The sequence below is a fragment of the Saezia sanguinis genome (assembly GCF_963921665.1).
Lineage (GTDB): Bacteria > Pseudomonadota > Gammaproteobacteria > Burkholderiales > Burkholderiaceae_C > Saezia > Saezia sanguinis.
Genome location: NZ_CAWUGC010000018.1, coordinates 1 through 22625 on the forward strand (window position 1 = coordinate 1; position 22625 = coordinate 22625).

Annotated in this window: 23 protein-coding genes and 1 pseudogene; 21 read left to right on the forward strand and 3 right to left on the reverse strand. The window is 50.1% G+C overall.

Annotated elements, in window-relative coordinates:
* Positions 1-84: pseudogene (locus AACY98_RS12690) on the reverse strand (IS5/IS1182 family transposase); the annotation flags it as partial.
* A gap of 193 nt (positions 85-277) precedes the next feature.
* Here AACY98_RS12690 and AACY98_RS12695 point away from each other — a divergent pair.
* Positions 278-964: a FadR/GntR family transcriptional regulator gene (locus tag AACY98_RS12695; RefSeq protein ID WP_126978045.1), complete on the forward strand. Its 687-nt coding sequence runs from the start codon at positions 278-280 to the stop codon at positions 962-964.
* 50 nt (positions 965-1014) lie between these two features.
* Here AACY98_RS12695 and AACY98_RS12700 read toward each other — a convergent pair whose 3' ends face one another.
* Positions 1015-2700, reverse strand: coding sequence for a SulP family inorganic anion transporter (locus AACY98_RS12700; protein ID WP_339805562.1), 1686 nt, complete (start codon positions 2698-2700; stop codon positions 1015-1017).
* A gap of 392 nt (positions 2701-3092) precedes the next feature.
* On the opposite strand from AACY98_RS12700, the gene AACY98_RS12705 reads away from it, so the two are divergent.
* From AACY98_RS12705 to AACY98_RS12800, 20 genes are all read left to right on the forward strand, one after another.
* Complete coding sequence (locus tag AACY98_RS12705) at positions 3093-3962, forward strand: D-amino-acid transaminase (RefSeq protein WP_339805564.1); 870 nt, start codon at positions 3093-3095, stop codon at positions 3960-3962.
* 102 nt (positions 3963-4064) lie between these two features.
* Complete coding sequence (locus tag AACY98_RS12710) at positions 4065-4619, forward strand: zf-TFIIB domain-containing protein (RefSeq protein WP_339805567.1); 555 nt, start codon at positions 4065-4067, stop codon at positions 4617-4619.
* Positions 4620-4974: 355 nt separating this feature from the next.
* Positions 4975-5424 (forward strand): hypothetical protein, encoded by a 450-nt coding sequence (locus AACY98_RS12715; protein ID WP_339805569.1) that lies wholly within the window; start codon positions 4975-4977, stop codon positions 5422-5424.
* Positions 5425-5538: 114 nt separating this feature from the next.
* A complete protein-coding gene (gene citG, locus AACY98_RS12720; RefSeq protein ID WP_339805571.1) occupies positions 5539-6447 on the forward strand; it encodes a triphosphoribosyl-dephospho-CoA synthase CitG in 909 nt (302 codons plus the stop codon).
* Positions 6448-6470: 23 nt separating this feature from the next.
* A complete protein-coding gene (locus AACY98_RS12725; protein ID WP_339805573.1) occupies positions 6471-6899 on the forward strand; it encodes a HutP family protein in 429 nt (142 codons plus the stop codon).
* A 350-nt stretch (positions 6900-7249) separates the two neighbouring features.
* Complete coding sequence (locus AACY98_RS12730; protein WP_204250803.1) at positions 7250-7387, forward strand: hypothetical protein; 138 nt, start codon at positions 7250-7252, stop codon at positions 7385-7387.
* A gap of 1 nt (position 7388) precedes the next feature.
* Entirely contained in the window at positions 7389-8597 is a 1209-nt protein-coding gene (gene madB, locus AACY98_RS12735) for a Na+-transporting malonate decarboxylase, carboxybiotin decarboxylase subunit (RefSeq protein WP_126978031.1), read from the forward strand.
* Positions 8598-8652: 55 nt separating this feature from the next.
* Positions 8653-9453: a biotin--[acetyl-CoA-carboxylase] ligase gene (locus AACY98_RS12740; RefSeq protein WP_339805576.1), complete on the forward strand. Its 801-nt coding sequence runs from the start codon at positions 8653-8655 to the stop codon at positions 9451-9453.
* A gap of 21 nt (positions 9454-9474) precedes the next feature.
* The gene (gene mdcA, locus AACY98_RS12745) at positions 9475-11139 is read left to right on the forward strand and encodes a malonate decarboxylase subunit alpha (RefSeq protein ID WP_339805578.1); all 1665 of its coding nucleotides are present in this window, start codon (positions 9475-9477) and stop codon (positions 11137-11139) included.
* A 20-nt stretch (positions 11140-11159) separates the two neighbouring features.
* Positions 11160-11495, forward strand: coding sequence for a malonate decarboxylase acyl carrier protein (mdcC, locus tag AACY98_RS12750; protein WP_339805580.1), 336 nt, complete (start codon positions 11160-11162; stop codon positions 11493-11495).
* A gap of 11 nt (positions 11496-11506) precedes the next feature.
* Entirely contained in the window at positions 11507-12487 is a 981-nt protein-coding gene (locus AACY98_RS12755; RefSeq protein ID WP_339805582.1) for a biotin-independent malonate decarboxylase subunit beta, read from the forward strand.
* Positions 12488-12511: 24 nt separating this feature from the next.
* On the forward strand, positions 12512-13381 hold the full coding sequence (mdcE, locus tag AACY98_RS12760; protein WP_339805584.1) for a biotin-independent malonate decarboxylase subunit gamma: 870 nt from the start codon (positions 12512-12514) through the stop codon (positions 13379-13381).
* Positions 13382-13446: 65 nt separating this feature from the next.
* The gene (locus AACY98_RS12765) at positions 13447-14547 is read left to right on the forward strand and encodes a hypothetical protein (RefSeq protein ID WP_339805586.1); all 1101 of its coding nucleotides are present in this window, start codon (positions 13447-13449) and stop codon (positions 14545-14547) included.
* Position 14548: 1 nt separating this feature from the next.
* The gene (locus tag AACY98_RS12770) at positions 14549-15352 is read left to right on the forward strand and encodes a malonate decarboxylase holo-[acyl-carrier-protein] synthase (protein WP_339805588.1); all 804 of its coding nucleotides are present in this window, start codon (positions 14549-14551) and stop codon (positions 15350-15352) included.
* 18 nt (positions 15353-15370) lie between these two features.
* On the forward strand, positions 15371-15583 hold the full coding sequence (locus tag AACY98_RS12775; protein ID WP_339805590.1) for a biotin/lipoyl-containing protein: 213 nt from the start codon (positions 15371-15373) through the stop codon (positions 15581-15583).
* Between the two features lie 64 nt (positions 15584-15647).
* The gene (gene madL, locus AACY98_RS12780) at positions 15648-16052 is read left to right on the forward strand and encodes a malonate transporter subunit MadL (RefSeq protein ID WP_339805593.1); all 405 of its coding nucleotides are present in this window, start codon (positions 15648-15650) and stop codon (positions 16050-16052) included.
* 12 nt (positions 16053-16064) lie between these two features.
* The gene (gene madM / locus AACY98_RS12785; protein ID WP_339805595.1) at positions 16065-16841 is read left to right on the forward strand and encodes a malonate transporter subunit MadM; all 777 of its coding nucleotides are present in this window, start codon (positions 16065-16067) and stop codon (positions 16839-16841) included.
* Positions 16842-17059: 218 nt separating this feature from the next.
* Positions 17060-17614 (forward strand): biotin transporter BioY, encoded by a 555-nt coding sequence (locus tag AACY98_RS12790; protein WP_339805597.1) that lies wholly within the window; start codon positions 17060-17062, stop codon positions 17612-17614.
* Positions 17615-17740: 126 nt separating this feature from the next.
* On the forward strand, positions 17741-17977 hold the full coding sequence (locus tag AACY98_RS12795; protein WP_126978007.1) for a hypothetical protein: 237 nt from the start codon (positions 17741-17743) through the stop codon (positions 17975-17977).
* 249 nt (positions 17978-18226) lie between these two features.
* Positions 18227-19864, forward strand: coding sequence for an amidase (locus AACY98_RS12800; protein WP_339805600.1), 1638 nt, complete (start codon positions 18227-18229; stop codon positions 19862-19864).
* 151 nt (positions 19865-20015) lie between these two features.
* On the opposite strand, the gene AACY98_RS12805 is transcribed toward AACY98_RS12800, so the two are convergent.
* A complete protein-coding gene (locus tag AACY98_RS12805; protein ID WP_339805602.1) occupies positions 20016-22415 on the reverse strand; it encodes a phosphoketolase family protein in 2400 nt (799 codons plus the stop codon).
* Between the last annotated feature and the right edge of the window lie 210 nt (positions 22416-22625).

A 22625-nucleotide genomic window follows, 5' to 3' on the forward strand; every position in this document is an offset into this window, starting at 1 on the left:
CCGTTTACGCGCTTGCTCCAAAATAGGGCGTATCTTCTCAAACCGCTCACGGCTGATATCACTGGGGTAGGTTTTCCTTTTCATACCCACAGTATGCACTATCTATAAAAAATCGTGAACAGGTTCTGAGAGAATGGGCGCTATTGGGAATCTCTTGGTTGGTTGTAAGAGGTCGTATTCGGTTTCATATCCATCACAGCGGAGCAGGGCAAGTTTTTGAAGTCTCTTGATGGGTGGTGTGACATACCTTAACTTAATACATGCTGGCACATGAGCTATGACGCAATCACATAATGACAAAGTAACGAAAATGGTTGCACTACAGATTCAGGAATTGATTCGCAGTGGTGCGTTATCAGATGGGCAGCCCTTACCTTCGCAAAGGGCGCTGTCTCAAATGCTTGGCGTCAGTCGTACTTCTTTGCGGGAAGCGTTGATCACACTCGAAATGCTGGGCTGGGTACATTCCGAGCCCAGAAAGCGCACGATCATTGTCAACAAAGAAGGGCGCGTTCCAGACGATACAGCGCCGCTTTGGCGGCTGGATTATTCAGCCAAAGAAATTTACCATTTTCGATTCATTGTTGAAAGCCATGCAGCAGGCAGAGCCGCAATGTACTGCTCGGACAAACAGGTGAAAATTCTGCGGCAGAATCTGCAGAGCTTTAACAAAGCGCTGAAGATGCAGGATTTGGTGAGCGCGGCGGAACACGACCATGATTTCCATCACCTGATCATGTCATTCTCTCAAAACAGAATGTTTGCTGACTGCTATGACAGTTACGGCAAATCTTTTCTTGAAACGCAGAGCCGGCCGCTGGGTCAGAGGAAACGTTTTCTTGAGATGACCATAGAACATAAGAATATTCTGGATTCCATTGTGGCCCATGAGCCAACCAATGCTGAATATTTTATGCGTATCCATATACTAAAAGCAGCGGAGCGTGCTGGTATATCCATGTAAAGCATGCCTGGGAAACAGATTGCCTTAAGAGGGGTTAGCAGACCGGGCTTTCAGTTATTGTTAGTGCTTTTTTCGTGCTCGTCCTGCTCTGCCAACTGCTGGCAGACCACCAAAGCCTGTAACACATTTTTAAAGTAATTATCCGGTCCAACCAGGTTGATAATTTTGGCCTTTTCCAGTTTGGCGTGAACCCTGTCATTGGCACCGGTCAGCATGACCCGAATGCCACGCTTATGCAAATCCAGAATGGCTTCCTCCAGGGTCAGAAGCCCTGTGAAATCAATAAAAGGAACCCAGCGCAAACGGATGATCAGAATACGCGGATCGGTAGCCGTGTTGGCTAAAGCACGCTCCAGGTTTTCAACCGCACCAAAAAAGAAGGGACCTTCAACGGTATAAACCAGAGTGCCGGGAGGCAGATGCGTGATGCCCTGGTGCGCAAACTCATGGTCAAGTTCCTGTTCCGTGACTTGGCGAACTTCCACGCTTCTGGCCATACGACGCAAAAACTGAAAGACAGCCAGAATAACGCCGATATTGACCGCCACCACCAGATCGGCAAAAACCGTCAGGCAGAATGTGACCAGCAGAATGGTCACATCGGTACGGGGTGCCCGTTGGACTAGTTTGATGAAATGCGGGATATCACTCATGTTCCAGGCCACAACAAACAAAATGGCAGCTAGCGCAGCCAGCGGGACGTTGACCGCCAGGGGTGCCAGCAGCATGATGACCAGTATCAGTGTCAGCGAATGCACAATGCCTGATAAAGGGCTGGTGCCGCCATTGCGGATATTGGTTGCCGTACGCGCAATGGCGCCTGTAGCCGCAAAGCCGCCAAACAAGGGAGTAACCATATTGGCAATGCCTTGCCCGATCAGTTCCTGGTTGGAGTTGTGGCGTGTACCGGCCATGCCATCTGCGACCACTGCAGAAAGCAGGGACTCAATCGCGCCCAGCATGGCAATTGTGAATGCGGGGCCGATCAGCTCGATGATTTGTTTGAATGACAGGTTCGGCATTTGAAATGAGGGCAGGCCTTGTGGAATGCCGCCGAATGCCGAGCCGATGGTTTTGACACCGTCAAAGTGAAAAATGGATTGCAAAACAGTTGCTGCCACAAGGGCAACCAACGGGCCGGGAATGCGTTTCAGCCAGGTGATTTTAGATGTATGAATGACCAGCAGCAGCGATATGACGGCCAGAGCCGTGGTTGGCAAATGCAACTCGGGCAGGGCCTGAAGCAGATACCATAGCTTTTCATGAAAATGCAGGTTTGTATCGGCTGCCGCAGGGAGTCCGAAAAAATCTCCCCACTGGCCTACCCAGATGATCACACCAATTCCCGCAGTAAAGCCGACAATGACCGGAGCAGGAATGAATTTAATGATGGTGCCCATGCGGGCAATGCCTAACAGCAGCAGAATAAGCCCGGCCATCAGCGTTGCCGTTTGCAGGCCGACAATGCCGTAGTTGGCCGTGATGCCAGAGAGTATGACGATAAAGGCGCCTGTTGGGCCTGCAATTTGCAAACGGCTGCCGCCCAAGGTAGAAACCAGAAAACCCGCAATAATCGCCGTATAAATGCCTTGTTCGGGTTTGGCACCTGAGGCAATCGCAAACGCCATGGCCAAAGGCAGGGCAACGACGCCAACCACAATACCCGAAATGATGTTTTGCAACCAGTATTTTCGGTTCAGCAATCCGGCACGATAAGCTTCGATAATGGCAGGCATGGCAAACGTTGCTACTGACAAATAGGCCTATGAACAGGGGGAGAAATGTGCATGGCACTTTGCATGACTGAGCTGATGTTGCGGAAAACAGGCCTCAGAAGCCTAAAAATCAGACAGTCTGTTTTGTGTGATGCACAAACGATGTTGATTGTGCCATACGCCGGGTGTTATGGCATTAATCTGAAGTGCATTGATTGCCAACTGTGGCTATTTCACAAATAAATGCGGTATTTCGAGCTTATTGTTGCCAATAGGGGAAATGAGGAGAACATGAACATATGTCTGACGGGTGTTGCTTTGAAGGGCGTTTTTCGTTGAAAATGGCAGTTCTGTTCAGGTGAAACATGTGAAAAGATTCACAATTCATCTTTAAGCCGATGAAGGAGCAATACATGGGACGGATTGTTTATGTCAATGGTCAGTATGTTGATGAGAGCGATGCAAAAGTCTCCATCTTTGACCGGGGATTTCTATTTGCCGACGCCGTGTATGAAGTTACTGCGGTGATCAATGGGCGGTTGCTTGAGTCTGAAGGCCATCTTGCAAGGCTGAAGCGTTCATGCAATGAGCTGCAGTTGAAAATGCCGGTAAGCCAGGACCAGTTGCTGGAGATCCACAGGCAATTGATTGAAAAGAATCAACTGCGCGAAGGTGGCATTTATATGCAACTGACGCGCGGTCGTGATAAAGACCGTGACTTTTCATTCCCTCCGGCCGATACGCCAGCGACCTTGGTACTCTTTACCCAGGCTAAAAACCTGTTGGATTGCCCCATTGCCAAAAAAGGCATCAAGGTGGTTTCTGTGCCAGACCTGCGCTGGCGCCGGCGCGATATCAAAACCGTTCAGTTGTTATGCGCTTCCCTGGCGAAAGAATATGCGCATACTCAGGGGGCTGATGATGCTTTCCTGGTGGAAGACGGTTATGTCACTGAAGGCAGCGCCAGCAATGCCTTTATCATTCAACATGACAATACCATTGTGACCCGCCCGCTGAGCAACGATATTCTGCACGGTATCACGCGCAAAGCCATTATCCAGCTCATTGAGCAGGACCGCTCTTTCAAACTGGAAGAACGGCTTTTTACCATTGAAGAGGCCAAGGCGGCCAAAGAAGCTTTTGTCAGTGCGGCGACGGCCTTTATCTGGCCCGTGGTTAGCATTGATGGGCACATGCTGGGGGATGGCAAACCGGGCCCCATTGCAAGCAGGCTCAGGGCGCTTTATCTGGATGCAGCTAAAAAGGCTGTTGGGCTGGCCTGACTAAGACATATGGCAGACATATGGCGGAATGCAGGGCAGGGTATGTAAAGCTTCTCGCAGAAGCGTCACATGCCCATCTTAAATATTGGAGGATAGTGTGGTATGAAGTGTCCGAGCTGCACAAATGGAGAGTTGAATAGAGCATATCTGGATAACCTGTTTGCGTGTCAAACATGTGATCATTGCGGGGGCAACTGGATTTTGCTTGAACATTACCTGCGCTGGAAAGACACTTCGCCTGAGCCATTAGATGCAGCGAGCGCAGAAGACCTGGACATAGAACCCATGGATTCAAAACAAGCATTGGTTTGCCCGGTGAGTGGTGCCTTGATGTTGAAGTACAGAATATCCAAAGACAGCAGCCATCGTCTCGATCTGTCGCCAGATGTTGGCGGCATTTGGCTTGATAAGGGAGAATGGGAATACCTTAAAAAGGCAGGGCTGGCGCATCAGTTGAACAGCATTTTCACGACGCCATGGCAGCGCAAGGTTCGATCAGAATCTGCAAAAGATACTTTTGAACAAATGTATCGAAAAAAATTTGGCAACGAAGATTACGAAAAAGTCAAATCAGTAAGAGCATGGCTTGTTGCACACCCTCACCGCAATGCGTTACGTGCATTTTTAATGGCTGAAGACCCCTGGTCTGCAAGCTAATGTGAGGAGTGGCAGTGTGTGGCTGGGCTTTATTGGCTAGGTCGCTAATAACTTTGCCCGACCAGTGCATAACCCATGAACAGAATAACCTGCTATGTGCTGCTGATTGTGCACTCCAATACGGGTAATTTGCAGGTTTACAACTGTGTTGCTTACATAATACGTTACCGATTTTTGGCGGTGATAGAATGTATTCATCACCTAACGACAAGTGATTATGTGTGTGCGTTGTACCCAGCAACGCAAAGTGAACTAGGTGTTTATTTGTGGCTGTGAGAGGAAAGTTTTTCCTCAACGTGAGACGGTGATTTCGTCAAATTGAACAACACTAAGTTGGCTTTGTTCTGGGGTCGCTATGGAGCGCACAATCACCGACGAGTACAGGCCTGGCGCTAAGCAGTCGCAGCATCCTGTCTATATTCCCTCAAAAGAAAAGCTTGACGTGCCGGTCAGTGGCATGCGTGCATACGTGTGTCTGAAGCACCGCTCTGCTAGCGTAGCCATGAATAATCAATCTGGCATATACGCGCAAAACAGCAAATGGCGTTCACCATTCGGGCTTCATGAAAAAGCGTTCAGTGTTTACCGGTTGATCAATGTATGGGTTGTCTGTCTGGCTCCAGCCTTGTTAGTTGCGTTCCATCTTGTCAATTCAGTAGCAAAAATCTGTTTTTCTTTTTTGCGTATCAAAACCATGTGGCACAAGGCGCTGGGGTGTGGTGTAAATGCATCTTCAGCAGGAACGATGCAGAGCAAACGGTGGGGCTTTAACGGTCAGTTTCAATGGACAAATGTTTTTGTATAGATGAGGTGAACTCATGGCAGGCTATGGTTATTTTTATTTAACTACTTCTTGTGTTAACACAGGAAGTATGCAGTGTGTTCCGTGCTTCAATGATGATCTGGTTTGATTTTTAACATGCTCAGTCAAAAAAATTTTTTGAGTTATACCGCTGCTGAGATAGCCGATCTGGCTCGCAGTGCCGCCATTCTGGAGGTTTCTGTATCGCCCAAGCCCGGTCTGGTGTGTCCTGACACGCCGGGCGCGCATTCGGATATGGACTACCACACGTTTATCAACAGCGCTTTGTCTTTGCATACTTATTTTGAAACCTGTGTCCAAATCGGCCAGACTCTGGAACATATGTCTGCAGACCAGCGTTTTGTTGTTTTGCGTCGGGCAGGCGTTGCTGCGGAGAAAGAAATGTATGCGGCAACTGGTGGCATCAATACGCATAAAGGGCTGATTTTTTCTCTGGGCATTGTCTGTTGTGCTGTTGGAACACAACAAGTCCGGCTGAGAAAAGCATCTTCTTTTGACCCGCGTCAACAATCTGCACTTTTGCTCAAGTCGATATGTGATGAAGCCGCACAGATGGTGAAGGGAATGGTTCAGCGCGAACTGGTGGATGCAGTGACTGCGATTCATGACAGGCCGTTGACCGCTGGAGAGCATATCTATCAGCAATATGGCATTACAGGGATTCGAGGAGAAGCGGAAGCAGGTTTTCCGCATGTGGTGCAGGCATTTGAGCACCTTGTTAAAGCCTTGGCACAGCAAAGCTGGAATGATGCCTGTTGCCATGTGCTGCTGTTTTTAATTCTGCATACGCAAGATACCAACGTTGTGCACAGGCGTGGTTTAGCGGGTTTGCAAGCGTTACAGAAAGGGGCTGAAGAACTGTTTGCCAAAGTGCATTCGGATGCAGGCCAGCAGTATCGTGATTACTGTGCAGTATCTACACGCAGCAATCTCAGTCCGGGAGGCTGTGCTGATTTGCTGGCGTTAACGCTGTTTTTCTATTTAATGTTTTATGGTCGAACTTAGAAAAGTTGACTGTAAGGAGAGATATGATGCTTGGAATCAACCATTCCACCCCGATCGGCAAACTGGCTCTGGTACTTGCGATGAGCGAGGGTGAGGAAGAGGAAAAAAGAATCAAGGAGTTTATTCACACCATTGATCACACCACTGGTGCGGCAACATTCATCACCGGGATGAGCAATAAAATCACGGCGTCGTATGCCAAGATCATTGTCAATACAGCGCTGTCAAGCGGTGTCATTGCCAAGCATCCAGGGCAGGTGCATGCAGTGATTCATGCCAGTTTGGAAGCGTTGCATGCGATGATTTCGCTGCCGTCTGTGTCGACCAGTTTGAAGGTGAAGATTGGCATGGTATCGAATAAAAAATGGGTGGCAATTGCGGCTTATGGATACTCTGCTTTTTCGGTATATACAAACCATGAGCGTTGTGGTTTGGGCATGATGCATTTGTAGGGCGGAGGGATGTAATAACGGATTGCTCGGATTCTTGTAATTTCGGGCAAATAGGAATACACTTCCCTCCATCATCTGTGATGAGCTTGCTAACAGTGACTTGCAAGCCTGTGAAAGCACAAAATACTGTGCAGTGATTTTTCTTCTACCGCCAAAGTGATTTAGTGTAATTTGTCTGGCAAACCGGCATGAATTGTCATGTTGTCTTTCGGTTTGTTTACTGACGTCTCTAAGAATTCATTAAAAGCATGTGCATGCTGTGTAACGACAGCGTGCGCATGCTTTTTTTCGTTGCACTATCTGGGGCGCTCAGCCGAAATTCAGAATTTACAAATGAATAAGGTTGAATTATGAACATCATCGTTTATGCACTGCTGTGTTATGGCATTACAGCGGTCATTTCTTTTTTTCTAATCGCGTTGATCATTCTGATCAATAAAATCATGAGCCGTTCCAGCACAAGCGAACAGGCCGAAGAAGGAGTTTGAGATGGAGCAGTTAATCCAGATTTTTCCCGGCATCTCCTCTCTGTTCATGCAAGCGCCGATGCTGGCGGTTTCCCGAATTCTGTTGATTGTTTTTGGCCTGGTGCTGGCTTATTACGGCTTTAAGAAGACGCTGGAACCACTGATCATGATCCCGATGGGGCTTGGCATGATTGCGATCAATGCCGGTACTTTGTTTTTAGCTGATGGCTCTATTGGCAACATCATTTTGGATCCGCTGATTTCGGATCCCAGTGAGCTGGTTGACATGATGCAGGTGAACTTCTTGCAGCCGGTGTATACGTTGACATTCAGCAATGCGTTGATTGCGTGTCTGGTGTTCATGGGCATTGGGGTGATGAGTGAAATCAGTTTCATTCTGGTGCGCCCCTGGACATGTCTGGTGCTGGCTCTGTTTGGTGAGCTGGGAACGTTTGCTGCGTTGATTGTTGGCAGCTACATGGGGCTGTTACCCGGTGAAGCGATTGCCGCGGCCATCATTGGTGGTGCAGATGGGCCGATGGTTCTGTTTGCCTCGCTGATTCTGGCCAAGGATCTGTTTGTGCCGATTGCAGTGATTGCGTATCTGTACCTGAGCCTGACGTATGTGGGTTATCCGTACCTGATGAAGCTGATGGTGCCGAAAAAATACCGCGGCATTGACATTGAATTTGAAGTGCCCAATGCAACCAAAAAAAGCAAGTTCACCATGACCATTGTGTTGTGTGCGGTACTGTGCTTGCTGTTGCCGGTGGCATCTCCGCTGATCATGTCGTTCTTCATCGGTGTGGCGATCAAAGAAGCTGAGATTGAGCCTTTGCAGAATCTGCTGGAAACGACCATTTTGTACAGCGCTACTTTCTTCATGGGACTGCTGTTGGGTGTGCTGTGTGATGCCAATACGTTGTTGAATCCGAAGATTGCAATTCTGGTGGTGATCGGTGTTGTGGCGCTGGCTATTTCCGGTATCGGTGGTATTTTGGGCGGCTGGCTGTTTTACTGGATCAACAAGGGCAAGTTCAACCCTGTTGTAGGGATTGCCGGTGTGTCATGTATGCCGACAACATCCAAGCTGGCCCAGAAGGCTGCGATGGAGGAAAACCCGTACTGCATGATCATGCCGATTGCCATGGGGATCAATATTTGCGGTGTGATCACTACAGCGGTGGAAACCGGGGTGCTGATTGCTACTGCAGGCTGGATTATGACCTGATATATGCGCCGTAACGTTCACCTCATGAAGCTCTTGAAATGAACCGGGAATGTTGATGAAACAGTTTGACACTCTGATTGACGATTGGCACTGCATAGAAGTTGATATGGTGGATTCAACCAATGCAATGGCCAAACGGATACTGCAAAACGGACCGATTTCCTCCAAAACGGTGATCGTTGCGCATGAGCAGTCAAACGGTTATGGACGCTCTGACCACGGCTGGGAATCTGGGAATGACTTGGGGCTGTGGGTGAGTGCCATCATCAATGTCAATGTCGGGATTGAAGAGCTTGCGCAATCCACGCTGGTATTGGCTGTTTCAGTGCAAAACGCAGTGAAGCAGGCAACTGGTGTGGACTTGCAGATTAAGTGGCCCAATGACCTGTTGGGCGATGAAAAAAAGTGTGCCGGTCTGCTGGTTGAAATGGCTCCTACAGCCAGCGACATGGGCAGGTACACGACGTTGCACACACTGGTGTTGGGGGTGGGGTTGAATGTGAATCAGACCGCCGGGGATTTTTCCCCGGCGCTGAACGGCAAGGCCACGTCACTGTCCATGTTGGGGTGCGGTGAGGTGAGTCAGTCAGATCTTTTGCACTGCATGTTGGAAAGCATTGATGTGTTTTTCTTGCAGTGGCAACAAACAGGTTTTGCAGGAATCCGCAAATTATGGCTTGAACACGCACATACCCTGGGCAGAACAGTCTCTTTCCAATCGGATGATGCTTATCAGAGCGGTTTGGCGATAGGCATGTCTGAAGCAGGTGCGTTACAGGTCCGGTTGGCAGACGGTTCTGTTGTGGAGGTGGATTCCGGTGAGATTTTCTTGAAACTTGAATTGGCAGATACCTAATCTGATAGAAAGGTGAATTCAATGGGTGAAACAAAGAAATGGGATACCAGAAGGACTGAGTATCTTGGACGAATGAACCAGGCTGCGCCATTCATCAAAAAAGACAAGGTGGTGGACGCGAAAGACGTGATCAAGCTGCTTGAGGCAGTGATCAAGCCTGGCGATAAGGTCAACCTGGAAGGTAACAACCAGAAGCAGGCCGACTTTTTGGCAGAGTGTCTTTCTAAAGTGGATAAAACCAAGGTGCATGATCTGCACATGGTGCAGTCTGCTTTGTCGCTGCCGATCTTCTTGGAAATTTTTGAAAAAGGCATTGCTAAAAAACTGGACTTTGCTTATAGCGGCCCCTTGGGCGGTCCGATTGCTGAGTTCATCAACAAAGGCAAACTGCAACTGGGTGCAATTCATACGTATCTGGAACTGTTTGCACGCTATTTTGTTGACCTGATTCCTCAAGTCACATTGGTGTGCGCCTACGAAGGCGATAGCAGCGGAAACCTGTATACCGGGTTCAATACCGAAGATACGCCTATCCAGATCGAAGCGACCAAGTTCAGCCAGGGCATTGTGATTGCCCAGGTGAACAAGTTGGTGGATAAAGTGAAGCGTGTTGATATTCCGGGTGACTGGGTGGATATAGTGATTGAGTCGCCCCGTCCGTTCTACCTGGAACCGTTGTTTACACGCGATCCGGCGCTGATTACCGACCAGCAGGTGCTGATGGCGATGATTGCCCTCAAGGGCATCTATGCCAAATATGGTGTGCAGACCATCAACCATGGTATTGGTTTTTATACCTCTGCCATTGAGCTGTTGTTGCCGACCTATGGTGAAGAGCTGGGCCTGAAAGGCAAATGCTGCTCTCACTTTGCGCTCAATCCGCATCCCACGCTGATTCCGGCCATTGAAAGCGGCTGGGTGAAAACCATTCACAGCTTCGGCGGTGAACTGGGTATGGAACAGTACTGTAATGCACGTCCGGACGTGTACTTTGTTGGTCCTGACGGCACGATGCGCTCCAACCGTGCTTACTGTCAAACCGCAGGCCACTATGCGCTGGATATGTTCATTGGCGGTACGCTGCAGATTGACAAATACGGTAACAGCAGCACGGCGACTGCCAAACGTGTGGCTGGTTTTGGTGGCGCGCCTAACATGGGTTGTGATGCCAAAGGCCGTCGTCACCCGACAGATGCCTGGCTGAAATGCGGTGAAGAGTTTGTATCGCAGGCTGATTACATTGGCCCGATGAAGCGCGGTAAACGCCTGGTGGTACAGATGGCTGAAACCTTCCTGGAAAAAATGGCGCCCGCTTATGTGGATCAGCTTGATGCCTACAAGCTGGCTGAAAACGCCAACCTGGATCTGCCGCCTGTGATGGCTTATGGTGATGATATTACACACATCATCTCTGAAGAAGGGATTGCCAACCTGCATATGTGCCGTTCGCTGGATGAGCGTATGCGCGCGATTGAAGGTATTGCAGGCTACACCGAAGTGGGCTTAAGGGCTGATCCCAAGGTGACCAAACAGCTTCGTGAAAAAGGCATCCTGCAGACGCCGGAAGATCTTGGCATTGACCGCAGCAAAGCCACACGCTCTCTGTTGGCAGCCAAGAATATTCGTGAAATCGTTGACTGGTCTGGCGGTTTGTATCAGCCACCCAAGAGATATCACAACTGGTAATTTGAAGGAGATATGAAATTATGGCAACGAAATCGCTGAATACATTGAGCTTTGAGTTCAAATCTTCTGCACCCAAAAGCGTTGTGAGCCGTTCACTGCATTATGGCGTGGTGGGCTCGGGCGATATGGAAGTGTTGATTCATCAGCAACCGCTGGATGGTGTGACCAAGTTCAAAGTGGTTACGCCTGTGACCGGCTTTGACAAGGTGTGGGAAAAAGTGCTGCAACGTTTCGTGGAAGAAACCGGCGCGAGCAATGCTTTTTTTGAAATCAATGATAACAATTCAACACCCGCTGTTGTGAACCTGCGCCTGCATCAGGCATTGGGTGAAATGAAAACAGCCGGTCATGAATAAGGGGTCAGAATATGCCGAAATGGAATAGTTTGCAAGATATGAGTTTTCTGACAGCCAATGCACGCCAAAGAGCATTGGGCATTGTCGATGAAGGGACTTTTACCGAGCTGGCTGGTCCGATGGACAAGCTGGAAAGTCCGCATTTGCCGGTTCTGGGCGAAGCGGTGGCTTTTGACGACGGTATTGTGACGGGTGTGGGCCTGGTGGGCAAACGCCCGGTGTTTGTGATTTCACAGGAAGGCCGTTTTATTGGTGGCTCTATTGGTGAAGTTAACGGTGCCAAGATGGTCAACACCATTCGTTTGGCGGTTGAGTCTTACAAAAAAATGAAAGAGAAAAACCCAGCCCTGAAAGACAACGAAGGCCCGGTTGTGGTGATCTCTTTTGAAACCGGCGGTGTGCGTTTGCATGAGTCCAATGCCGGTCTGCTGGCTCATGCCGAGGTGATGGATCAGTTGCAGGACTGTCGCAATATTGTCCCGGTGATTGCGCTCATCGGCAGTAAGGTCGGCTGCTTTGGCGGCATGGGCTTTGTGGGTGCTGCAACCGATGTGATCATCATGAGTCAGTACGGCCGTCTGGGCCTGACCGGTCCTGAGGTGATTGAGCAGGAAATGGGCAAAGATGAGTTTGATGCAAGCGATACCAGCCTGGTGTTCCGCACCACTGGTGGCAAGCATAAATACATCATGACGGACTGTAACTACCTGGAAGATGACAAAGTGTCGATCTTCAGGGCTGCGGTACAGAAGGTACTGCAAATGCCGATGGCTGAAATCAATGCACAGCGCCGTATTGGTACCAAAGCGCTGGTTGAAAAACAGCTCAAGGGCGTGCGTTTGTCGATTGACCTTCATCCTAAAGACTCCATGGATGTCTGGAAGTCCGTAGGTAATGCTGATCCGGAACACCTCATTGATTTGAAGGTGCCCGAATTTGTTCAGAATGCCAAGCGGTTGGATCTGGACCAGCAGAAGACTTACGAAATTTAAGCGGAGGTATTTATGGAAAGCTTGATGGGACAAGGTCGTGCAGCGATCGACCTGATGATCGACCCAGGCACATTTACTGAAAATGTGGTGGGACAGTTGAAAATTGACAATCCCGATTTCGGCCCAGGTGCCGTGATTGGTACAGCCAAGCTCGATGGTAAAAACTGTACCGTGATTGCCAATGACGCCATGGTAGGGAACCCCAACTTCCCGGTGGTTTATGCAGGCGTGATCGGTCTGGAAGAAGGCTACAAGATGGCGCTGGCAGTGTACGCCTCGATTGAAGCGGATAAAAGCCTGCCGGTTGATGAAAAGCGTGCATTGCTGCTGATTGTGGATACCCCCGGAAACGGGCCTGGCAAGCAGGAAGAGATTTTCGGCATGAACAAGGCGACGGGTGCATACCAGTTGGCTTTGGCCGAAGCGCGCAAGACCGGGCACCCGATTATTGCGGTGGTGATTGGTCGTGCCATCAGTGGTGCGTTCCTGTGTCACGGTTTGCAGGCAGATCATATTTTGTCGATGAGCCCGGAGTTTGGCACCATGATTCACGTGATGCCGATTACATCCATTGCACGTATTACCAAACTCGATCAGGATTATCTGGAGGAGCTCTCCAAGAACAATCCGGTGTTTGCAGCTGGGCCGCAGTTCTTTGAACAGCTTGGCGGTGTGGAGGAGATCATCAATTCAATTGATGACATCCGCCCCACAGTGTTCAAGCATGTGAAAGAAGTGGTTGAACTCAAGAAACAGGGCCGCTATGACGACCTGGGGCCTTGGGGGCGTGGCAAACTGGGCGTTGAGCGCGGTGGCCGCAAAATGCGTGCAGTGGTGATCGACAAGATGAACGAAGAGTTCAAAGCTGTCGAAGCCAAATATCTGAACGCTTGATCAACATATGACCTGCACATGCTTGTGAAAAGGCATGTGCAGGCGGAACCAAAGAGGTTCAACGTATGAACACGATTTTGGAAAGCCTTCGCAGTATCGTCGATGATATTGGCACAGCGCCGACTCTGGAAGAAATGCCCAGAAGATCGCTGGCTGACAAGGGCATCGCCGGGCCAACGGCCGCGCATGTGATTGAAGAAGTGCACGTGCCGTTTAATCTGGCCTATGTGACGTTTACCACAGGGTCGACGGCTTTCCAAAATATTGTGGGTGTGACACATCCTGAACTGCCGCAGCGCGAACAGGCTGTGCGCAAGGTGATGGCGCTTGCCGGTATTCCAGCAGGGGCACATGCGGTATTTACATATGCCCCTCTGGTGAATGTGTTCAGTGCACAGGCGCTGAATGCCTATGGCCTGACTTGGAGTTTTCTCAAACGCTCCAGCCGGGATGCTTTTATTCTGGCGCTGTGTGAAAAGCAGCCTCAAGTGGTGGTGGGGGAGTCAGCATTCATTGCCTCTACTCTGGTAGATGCCCAGAACCTGGGGTTTGCCGACATGATTCCGCGTGGCAGTGTGGTGCTGTGCGCGGGGACTCCGCTGGATCTAGAGCTGCTGGAGGTGGCCAAGCTTTATGACTGGCAGGTGCATGATTTGTATGGCTGCCAGGAGTTTGGCTGGCTGACGCTGGATGGCGTTCCTTTGCGCGATGATATTTCACTGATTCCATCACCTGCGGGTGCAGAGTACCGGGAGCTGCTGGTAGGCGGGATGCCGCTGGCTGACAGTTTCATTGTGAGTCAGAGCGGTCATGTATGTAACAAGGCAGGACACATTATCACATACAGAAGGCGCCGTACCAACCCGGAATACGATGTGTATGTAACAGCGACCACTTTCCCGACACCGGAAACGATCACACGCGCGGCCAGAAGCATTCTGCGCATCAAAGGGCGGGTGGTGAAGGTGAGTACCGATCTGCGTTGTAATGCACCGGCAACGGAACTGGTGTATATGCCGTCTATTGTGCCGCCGGGTGAGGTTGCCTCTGCCATTGCCGCGGTATGCGGGCCGGAGAAAACGCAGTTGTTTGATTCGCTGGTTGAAGCGCAGGTGCAGTTTCAGTCGTCCTCCAAAACAGACCCGACCTGGGTGAAAAAGAGCTGATATGTATACACGCCATACTTACCTCTTTATTTCGCGCGAAGGGCGGGAGCGGATTTTTCGTGAACTGCAGGAGCAGGGGATGTTGCAGCAGAACTATGAACAAGTGCTGCTGCCGGAAATATGCCCGCCTGATGTGGGGCGCTATGCCTGTTCAGGCCCTGATGTGTCTATTCCGGGTATTGTCCGGCGGGAAGAGGGGCATGGGCGCGATGGTTTGATTCCGGTGGGATTTTCCTCCTGGCAACAGCCCAATGGCAGCAAGCTGCGCATTCCGGCCTTTGTGGAACCTGGTGAAATCGCTGCGGTATTTCAGCCTGCGGATGTTCTTGAGCCTTTAAGGCGTGGTCAGGTGAAGTGTGAAAGAACCACCGCCCTGTGTGCGCTCTCCAGCCTGATGGAGCAGGAAAACAGAGCCTTGTTTTCGCTGGGGGTATGGGGCTCGGCTGCGGTGGAATTACTGACGGGCTATTTTTATACCCGCGAGGATTCCGATCTGGATATTTTGTTTACACCGTCTCCGGCTTCGTTGAATTCGGTTGATGCAGCGTTAATTTTGCGCGACTGGATGGATATTGTCATTCAAAGCGAGCATGAATTTCATGTGCGCATTGATGTCGAGCTTTCATTACCCAACGGGTATGGAGTCTCGCTCAAAGAGCTTTTTAGTCATGGACACACTGTTTTGGCCAAAGGGCCAGCAGATGTTGTTCTTTTGCCTAAAAAAGAAATATTTACTTTGTTTGATGTAGCTGAAAACGAAAAGCAGCCGAACTTGGTAAATGTCATTAAAACTACACTCAATTAACTGAAAAGGAGTCATGAAATGAGTGAAATTAAAGCCAGGATGCCTGGAAAAATTGAAGAAATCAAGGTGAAAGTGGGCGATGCTGTGAAAAAAGATCAGCAGGTTGTCATCATGGAAGCCATGAAGATGAAAACTCCTTTGCCAGCACCGGCTGACGGCACAGTAAAGGAAATCAAGGTTGAGGTGGGACAGCGCGTGAGCTCTGGTGACATCCTCGTGGTTATTGAGTAAATAAAAAAACCGCAGGGGACACCTCCATGTCCTCTGCGGAAAAATCACACACGGGAGTCCATGTATGATTATTTATGGTTTAGCTCTCTTAAGTGCCTGCATGTTTGCCGGCGTCTTTGTGGGAACCCTGATCGGACAGCTGATCGGTATCCCCGGTGACATTGGTGGGGTTGGTTTTGCCATGCTCTTCCTGATGATCTCCACAGAAATTCTTGATAGAAAAGGGTTGATGAAAAAAGCGGCCAGCTCAGGCATTGAGTTCTGGTCGGCCATGTACATACCTATTGTAGTGGCAATGGCGGCAAGCCAGAATGTTTACGCTGCAATTTCCGGTGGGCCTACTGCATTGGTAGCCGGGATTGCCGGGTGCGTTGTCATGTTTCCTCTTATTAAACCACTTTCGAGATTAGCAAAGCCTAATGAAAACTGGGAAGAAGACCTGGCAAAAGAATTGGCTGACAAAAAGTAAACAGGTGCCATTATGGAAGTAAATATTGTAGGTATTGTTCAGAGTTTATTCTCTAAAAACGGCCTGGTGATGGCATTCATGGTTGTGGGTGTCATTCTATGGGGTTCCGGTCTGATATCCAAGTATCTGACAAAAGGGCGTATCGCCAGTTCGGCAGTGGCTATTTTTGTTGGCTTGGTATTGGCGTTTATTGGAGGTGCTACTACAGGGGGAGGCAAAGGCCTTTCGGATATTTCGCTGTTCAGCGGTATTGGCGTTATGGGTGGTGCGATGTTGCGTGACTACGCCATCATCTCAACCGCGTTTGGTGCCAAACTGAGTGAGTTGACCAAGGCCGGTCTGGCTGGTTTGCTTTCGCTGGTCATTGGTATTGTGGGTTGTTACATTGTGGCAGCAGTCATTGCCTATATGTTTGGCTATCACAGTGCAGTGGATGTGGCAACCATTGCCGCAGGTGCTGTCACGTTCATCGTTGGGCCGGTTACCGGTGCGGCTTTGGGAGCCAGTTCAGAAATTATTGCCCTGAGTATCGCTGCAGGTGTGGTGAAATCAGTGTTTGTGATGATTCTTACGCCTATTTTAGCCAAGCCTTTCGGGCTGACCAATCCGCAAGCAGCCATGGTATATGGCGGTTTGATGGGAACGACCAGCGGTGTGGCTGCCGGCATGGCTGCAACTGATCCTCGACTGGTGCCTTATGGCGCGGTGGTGGCAACGTTCTACACCGGGTTCGGGTGCTTGCTGTGCCCATCGGTTCTGTACCTCATTACCAAGGCGATACTTGGGTAATTTGGTGTCAATGTAAGTAAAAAGAAACAACATGAGACTGGGAGTGTTCGGAATCTGAAAAGTTCATTTTTGGTCTCATGTGTGTATGTTAAATAGCAATAACTAGAAATTCTCAGCGGTATATATTGAATTTTTTTGATGGGCAAGTGAGTGTGGTGAGATAGAAAGAGAGCATGTTGACTTGACTCATGAGTGATCTGAGCATGATGAGATAAGTGATGAATATTGCAAAAAAGTGGTCGGTATTTCCGGGTTTGTATGTGTGGCTCGTATTGATGATGCTTTCTATCATGGCTGCGGCGTGGGTGAATATTCCTTTTACAGCACAAGGCTCTGTGGCGGTGACGTTGCAGGGACTTTTTTTTATGCTCACAGGGTTGGTTTTAGGCTCGCGTGTGGGGCCGCTTGTAGCGGTTGCATATGTGGGCTTGGGTTTGCTGGGGCTGCCGGTATTTCCGCAGGGGCAAAGCGGCATGGCTGCTTTAACGGGGGCGTATGGCGGCTACCTGCTTGGTGGTGTGGCCTGCGCGATGAGTTGCAGCATTAATACCCAGCGTGATGCGGGTTCTTTTCAATCCGTTTTGATGAAGTGCTTTTCGGGGTATTTTATCTGGCTGCTGCTGGGGTCGTTGATGTACAAAGGCGCAACCGGTGTGGATTTTGCTCAGGCGCTGGCAACGGGATTTACACCGTTTATTCCCAGCATGGTTGTGCTGTGCGCAGCCGCTGCGGGGTTGTACTGTTTTATGCGTGGTAAGGGCTGGGTACGTTAACGCCTGTGGCGTGTTACCACAGCAAGTGATGATGAATTTATTCTGTTTTGTGAAGGTTTGAGGCAGGACGGATTCAGCAACACAGGCTATCAAAAGTGGTCTGTTTTTGATATGAATGGAAGTGTCATGAAAGACGACAAAGTCATTATTTCATTAGAAAAAGTTCCTGTGCGCAGGGCACTTAAAAGATCAAACAAGAAGGTGCTGCTGCTGTTTTTAGTGGTTGGGGTTTTGGGGGGCTATGTTTATTCCATGTATTTCAAAAATCCCTCAGCCGAAGCGCCCACGTCTTCTGCTGGGCAAGCAGGGGTTGTGATGCAAAGCCATGTCGTGGGGGATGTACCTCAGCGTACTACGCCCTGATGCGATGAAAGGCCGGATCCAACCGGCGTATTGACAGGATTCCTTGAAAGTTCAAATGCGGTTTGAAGGCCGCAGGGGCTTTGCTTTTTCAAAAATGATGGATACGTGCAAATCAAGTGTGATAAGGCTGGACCATGCATGACCGGGCCAGGTGTAGTGATCTATGTATGAAAAATGAAGGAGGACCATTTAGTTACTGTTTTTTTCTTTTGGGGTTTTCTTTTTAACCAACATATGGGAGATGTATAAATGAATCAAGAATCAACCCAAGGCTCTGAAAATTCTGCTCATGACCAGGCGCAACCTAACCGGCGCACTGCCATTAAAAATCTGGTCGGCGGTGTGGCGGCTGTAGGCCTGCTTGGTAAAATGCACACATCCATAGCTCAAACCGCTTCTGCAACGGGGAGTACTTCTGTGCCTTCTTCTGGCGCTACCCAAATTATTGATATGCCTGCCTGGGAACTGTCGGCGCAGATTCATGCGAAGAAGGTATCCTGCCAGGAGGTGATGAAAGCCTATCTGACACAGATTGATAAGGTCAATGATAAGGTGAACGCCATTGTGGCGTTGCAGGATCATGACGACCTGATGAAGCAGGCTGCTGAAAAAGACCGTCTGCTGGCGCAGGGCAAGACCGATGGCTGGATGCATGGTTTCCCCCAGGCGATTAAGGACCTTGACGATACCAAAGGCGTTCGTACCACTTACGGCAGCCCGGTATTTAAAGACAATGTTCCCACAAGCGACAGCTTTATGGTTCAGCGCATGAAAGCGGCTGGCATCATTGTGGTGGGCAAGACCAATACGCCTGAATGGGGCTATGGTTCGCATACCTACAACCCGGTTTACGGCGTGACCGGTAATGCGTATGACCCGAGCAAATCGGCTGGCGGCAGCAGCGGTGGCGCAGCGGTAACGCTGGCGCTACGTATGCAGCCTGTGGCTGATGGCAGTGACTTCATGGGCTCTTTGCGTAATCCGGCGGGCTGGAACAATGTGTTTGGTTACCGCCCGTCCTGGGGGCGTGTGCCGGCACCTGGCAAAGAGTTGTTCTTTAACCAGTTTGGTATCAATGGCCCGATGGGCAGTTCAATTGCCGATGTGGCGCTGCTGCTTAATACGCAGTCTGGCTATACGCCGCTGGCGCCGGAGTCTTTGGCCGATGATGCCAATCTGAAAGCGCTCACACCGCTGAACGTGTGTGACCGCCTGAAGATGGACCCCAAGGGTAAAAGCATTGCCTGGCTGGGTGACTGGCATGGTTATCTGGCAATGGAAAAAGATGTGCTGGAAGTCTGCCAGAATGGCCTGAAAGCGTTTGAAGGCATGGGCGTGAAGGTTGACGCGATTGATAACCCGACCGATCCGGCCAAGTTCTGGGACGAAGTCTGGCTGCCGCATCGCCACATTTGTGCTTCGAGCATGAGGGCGCTGATGGAAGACCCGGCAAAACGTGCTTTGAGCAAACCCGAAGCCATCTGGGAATATGAAGGCTCCAAAAAATACAGCGCTCAGGATACCTATTTTGCCAGCTTGCGGCGCAGTGACTGGTACCGCACGGTGCTGGGTATTTTTGACAAGTATGACTTCATTGCTGTACCCACGGCCCAGATGTTCGCGTTCGACAAAAACTGGCACTGGCCCAAAGAGGTTGCCGGCAAAGAGATGGACACCTACCATCGCTGGATGGAAATTGTCACACACTGGACGATGTGCGGCTGCCCGGTTGCGGCAATCCCTGTTGGTTTTAACAACAAGGGTCTGAGCATGGGGATCCAGTTGATTGGCAAACCCCAGGGCGACTGGGATGTGTTGCGCATGGCTTATGCTTATGAGCTGGCGACTGACATTGTGAGGAAACATCGCCCGGCTTTAGCAGGATAAAGTCTGGCCTGTACGGTATATTTATTGCAGTCATATCGTATCAAGCCGCAGAGTTTTTCTGCAAAAACAAACAGGCACTGTCTGCGGGCAGTGCCTGTTTTGTTGGAGTGACAAGTGCCAAATCAAGCTTGAAGCGGGTTAATTCACGTCATTATGTTGAAGATGATGACGGATAAGGCCATTTCCAGTTCTTGATTTCAGGCAGATCATCGCCGTGCTCGGTGATATAGCGTTTATGCGCAATCAACTGGTCGATGAATTTCTGCCTGATATGCGTGGCTTGTTCTCTTAACCCTGGCACACGGTCAATCGCGTCTATGGCCAGGCTGTAGCGGTCCATGCGGTTGAGCACCACCATGTCAAACGGTGTTGTGGTGGTACCTTCTTCAATATAGCCGCGCACATGCATGTGGTCATGCCCATGGCGTTTGTAAGTCAAGCGGTGAATCAACCAGGGATAACCGTGGAATGCAAAGATAACCGGCTTGTCTGTGGTGAAAATGGCATCAAAATCCCGGTCTGACAAACCATGCGGGTGTTCACGTTCAGACTGGAGCCGCATCAGGTTCACCACATTCACAAACCTGACTTTCAGTTCAGGCAGGTATTGCCTTAACAGGTCGGTCGCGGCAAGCGCTTCCATGGTGGGGGTATCGCCTGCGCAGGCAAATACAATGTCAGGCTCAGCGCCCTGGTCGTTGGATGCCCACTCCCAAATGCCGATGCCTTTGGTGCAATGGGTCATGGCATCTTCCATGTTCAGGTACTGCAACGCTGGCTGCTTGCCTGCCACAATCACATTAACGTAGTTGCGGCTTTTCAAACAATGGTTGGTGACAGAAAGCAGCGTATTGGCATCGGGCGGTAAATAAACACGGACCACTTCCGCTTTTTTATTCACCACATGGTCAATAAAACCCGGGTCCTGGTGTGAAAACCCATTGTGGTCCTGTCGCCAGACGTGGCTTGTGAGCAGAATATTCATCGACGGAATAGGGCGGCGCCAATCAATGTGCCGGATGGTTTTAAGCCATTTGGCATGCTGGTTGAACATCGAGTCAATGACATGCACAAAGGCTTCATAGGTACTGAAAAAACCATGCCGTCCGGTGAGGTTGTAACCCTCGAGCCAGCCCACGCAGGTATGCTCAGAAAGAATCTCCATGATGCGCCCGTCCTGTTCCAGCGTATCGTTGCCTTCATCTTCGGGGAGCGTATTTGCCATCCATGCCTTGCCACTGGCATCCAGTGCATCTGTCCAGCGGTTGGAGACAATTTCATCCGGTGCAAACAGGCGGAAATTGCGAGGGGCTTCATTTGCACGCAATACGTCCCGCAGGAATCTTCCCATCACCCTGGTGGCTTCTGCCATGGAAACACCCGGGGTTTCAACTGGTACGGCGTAGTTGCGATAATCCGGCAGCCTTAAATCGCGGCTTACTGAGCCCTGCGCTACCGGGTTGGCGCTCATGCGTTTGAACCCTTGGGGGTGCAGCGCTTTCAGCTCTGCTTTCAAAGACCCGTGTTCATCAAACAGCGCTTGCGGTTTATAACTTTCAAGCCATGTTTTTAAATTCTGAATGTGTTCCTCATTCATGTTGGAAAAAGGAACCTGGTGGCTTCGCCAATAACCTTCGGTGATTTTTCCGTCAATTTTCTTCGGCCCGGTCCAGCCTTTGGGGCTGCGCAAAATAATCATAGGCCAGCGCGGGCGCGAAAGAGGCTTGCCTGAAGACTGCTCCTGCAGGGCATGCGCGCGAATCGCAGCAATCCGGTCAAAGCAGGTATCCAGCACCTGTGCCATCTGTTTGTGCGCAGCCATGTAGTCATCGGGGTCAGCCACTTCGACCCAATGCGGCTCATAGCCGTACCCGGTAAACAAGGCTTCAAGCTCATCATGTGATATGCGCGAAAGCACGGTGGGGTTTTGAATCTTATAGCCGTTCAGATGCAGAATGGGCAACACTGCACCGTCTGAAATCGGGTTTAAAAACTTGTTCGAATGCCAGCTGGTGGCTAAAGGGCCAGTTTCAGCCTCGCCATCACCCACGACGGCAATGACCACCTGCTCAGGATTATCAAATGCGGCACCATATGCATGAGAGACTGCGTAGCCCAGCTCTCCGCCTTCGTGCATGGAGCCAGGCGTTTCAGGTGCCACATGCGAAGGGATGCCACCGGGAAAAGAGAACTGCTTAAACAGCAGCTTCATGCCTTCCTCATCTTCAGATACATTGGGGTAGTATTCCGAATAAGTCCCTTCCATCCACGCATTGGCTACCAGCGCCGGGCCGCCATGTCCGGGGCCGGTAACATAAATCATGTTCAGTTCACGCTCATTGATGATGCGGTTCAAGTGCGTATAAATAAAATTCAGCCCTGGTGTGGTGCCCCAATGACCCAGCAGCCTGGGTTTGATATCTTTGAGCACCAGAGGCGTTTTAAGCAGGGGGTTGTCCAGCAGGTAAATCTGGCCTACCGATAAATAATTGGCGGCTTGCCAGTAGGCATGCATTTTTTCCAATAGAGTTTGAGAGACAGTTGCTGACATAGCTGGTATTTCTGTTGTGACAAATTGATAAATGCTGTGTACCAAAACCTCAGGTTAAGGCAACCAGATTAAATACCATTCCATCATACTACATTCAAAACCATTTAAAGCACTCGACAAGCGTAGTTGGGACGTGGTGATACGGCACGTTGAATCAAGATACTCATGGGTGACGCTTGTTAGTTCTATTCACATATGGCCCTTTGGGGA

Coding starts and splice junctions, on each gene's coding strand:
- AACY98_RS12725 (WP_339805573.1), top strand. CDS start 6,471: ATGATGCTTGGAATCAACCATTCCACCCCGATCGGCAAACTGGCTCTG.
- AACY98_RS12740 (WP_339805576.1), top strand. CDS start 8,653: ATGAAACAGTTTGACACTCTGATTGACGATTGGCACTGCATAGAAGTT.
- AACY98_RS12800 (WP_339805600.1), top strand. CDS start 18,227: ATGAATCAAGAATCAACCCAAGGCTCTGAAAATTCTGCTCATGACCAG.
- mdcE (WP_339805584.1), top strand. CDS start 12,512: ATGGGACAAGGTCGTGCAGCGATCGACCTGATGATCGACCCAGGCACA.
- AACY98_RS12775 (WP_339805590.1), top strand. CDS start 15,371: ATGAGTGAAATTAAAGCCAGGATGCCTGGAAAAATTGAAGAAATCAAG.
- AACY98_RS12715 (WP_339805569.1), top strand. CDS start 4,975: ATGGAGCGCACAATCACCGACGAGTACAGGCCTGGCGCTAAGCAGTCG.
- citG (WP_339805571.1), top strand. CDS start 5,539: ATGCTCAGTCAAAAAAATTTTTTGAGTTATACCGCTGCTGAGATAGCC.
- madB (WP_126978031.1), top strand. CDS start 7,389: ATGGAGCAGTTAATCCAGATTTTTCCCGGCATCTCCTCTCTGTTCATG.
- AACY98_RS12790 (WP_339805597.1), top strand. CDS start 17,060: ATGAATATTGCAAAAAAGTGGTCGGTATTTCCGGGTTTGTATGTGTGG.
- AACY98_RS12765 (WP_339805586.1), top strand. CDS start 13,447: ATGAACACGATTTTGGAAAGCCTTCGCAGTATCGTCGATGATATTGGC.
- AACY98_RS12795 (WP_126978007.1), top strand. CDS start 17,741: ATGAAAGACGACAAAGTCATTATTTCATTAGAAAAAGTTCCTGTGCGC.
- AACY98_RS12710 (WP_339805567.1), top strand. CDS start 4,065: ATGAAGTGTCCGAGCTGCACAAATGGAGAGTTGAATAGAGCATATCTG.
- AACY98_RS12755 (WP_339805582.1), top strand. CDS start 11,507: ATGCCGAAATGGAATAGTTTGCAAGATATGAGTTTTCTGACAGCCAAT.
- AACY98_RS12700 (WP_339805562.1), bottom strand. CDS start 2,700: ATGCCTGCCATTATCGAAGCTTATCGTGCCGGATTGCTGAACCGAAAA.
- mdcC (WP_339805580.1), top strand. CDS start 11,160: ATGGCAACGAAATCGCTGAATACATTGAGCTTTGAGTTCAAATCTTCT.
- AACY98_RS12730 (WP_204250803.1), top strand. CDS start 7,250: ATGAACATCATCGTTTATGCACTGCTGTGTTATGGCATTACAGCGGTC.
- mdcA (WP_339805578.1), top strand. CDS start 9,475: ATGGGTGAAACAAAGAAATGGGATACCAGAAGGACTGAGTATCTTGGA.
- AACY98_RS12805 (WP_339805602.1), bottom strand. CDS start 22,415: ATGTCAGCAACTGTCTCTCAAACTCTATTGGAAAAAATGCATGCCTAC.
- madM (WP_339805595.1), top strand. CDS start 16,065: ATGGAAGTAAATATTGTAGGTATTGTTCAGAGTTTATTCTCTAAAAAC.
- AACY98_RS12770 (WP_339805588.1), top strand. CDS start 14,549: ATGTATACACGCCATACTTACCTCTTTATTTCGCGCGAAGGGCGGGAG.
- AACY98_RS12695 (WP_126978045.1), top strand. CDS start 278: ATGACGCAATCACATAATGACAAAGTAACGAAAATGGTTGCACTACAG.
- madL (WP_339805593.1), top strand. CDS start 15,648: ATGATTATTTATGGTTTAGCTCTCTTAAGTGCCTGCATGTTTGCCGGC.
- AACY98_RS12705 (WP_339805564.1), top strand. CDS start 3,093: ATGGGACGGATTGTTTATGTCAATGGTCAGTATGTTGATGAGAGCGAT.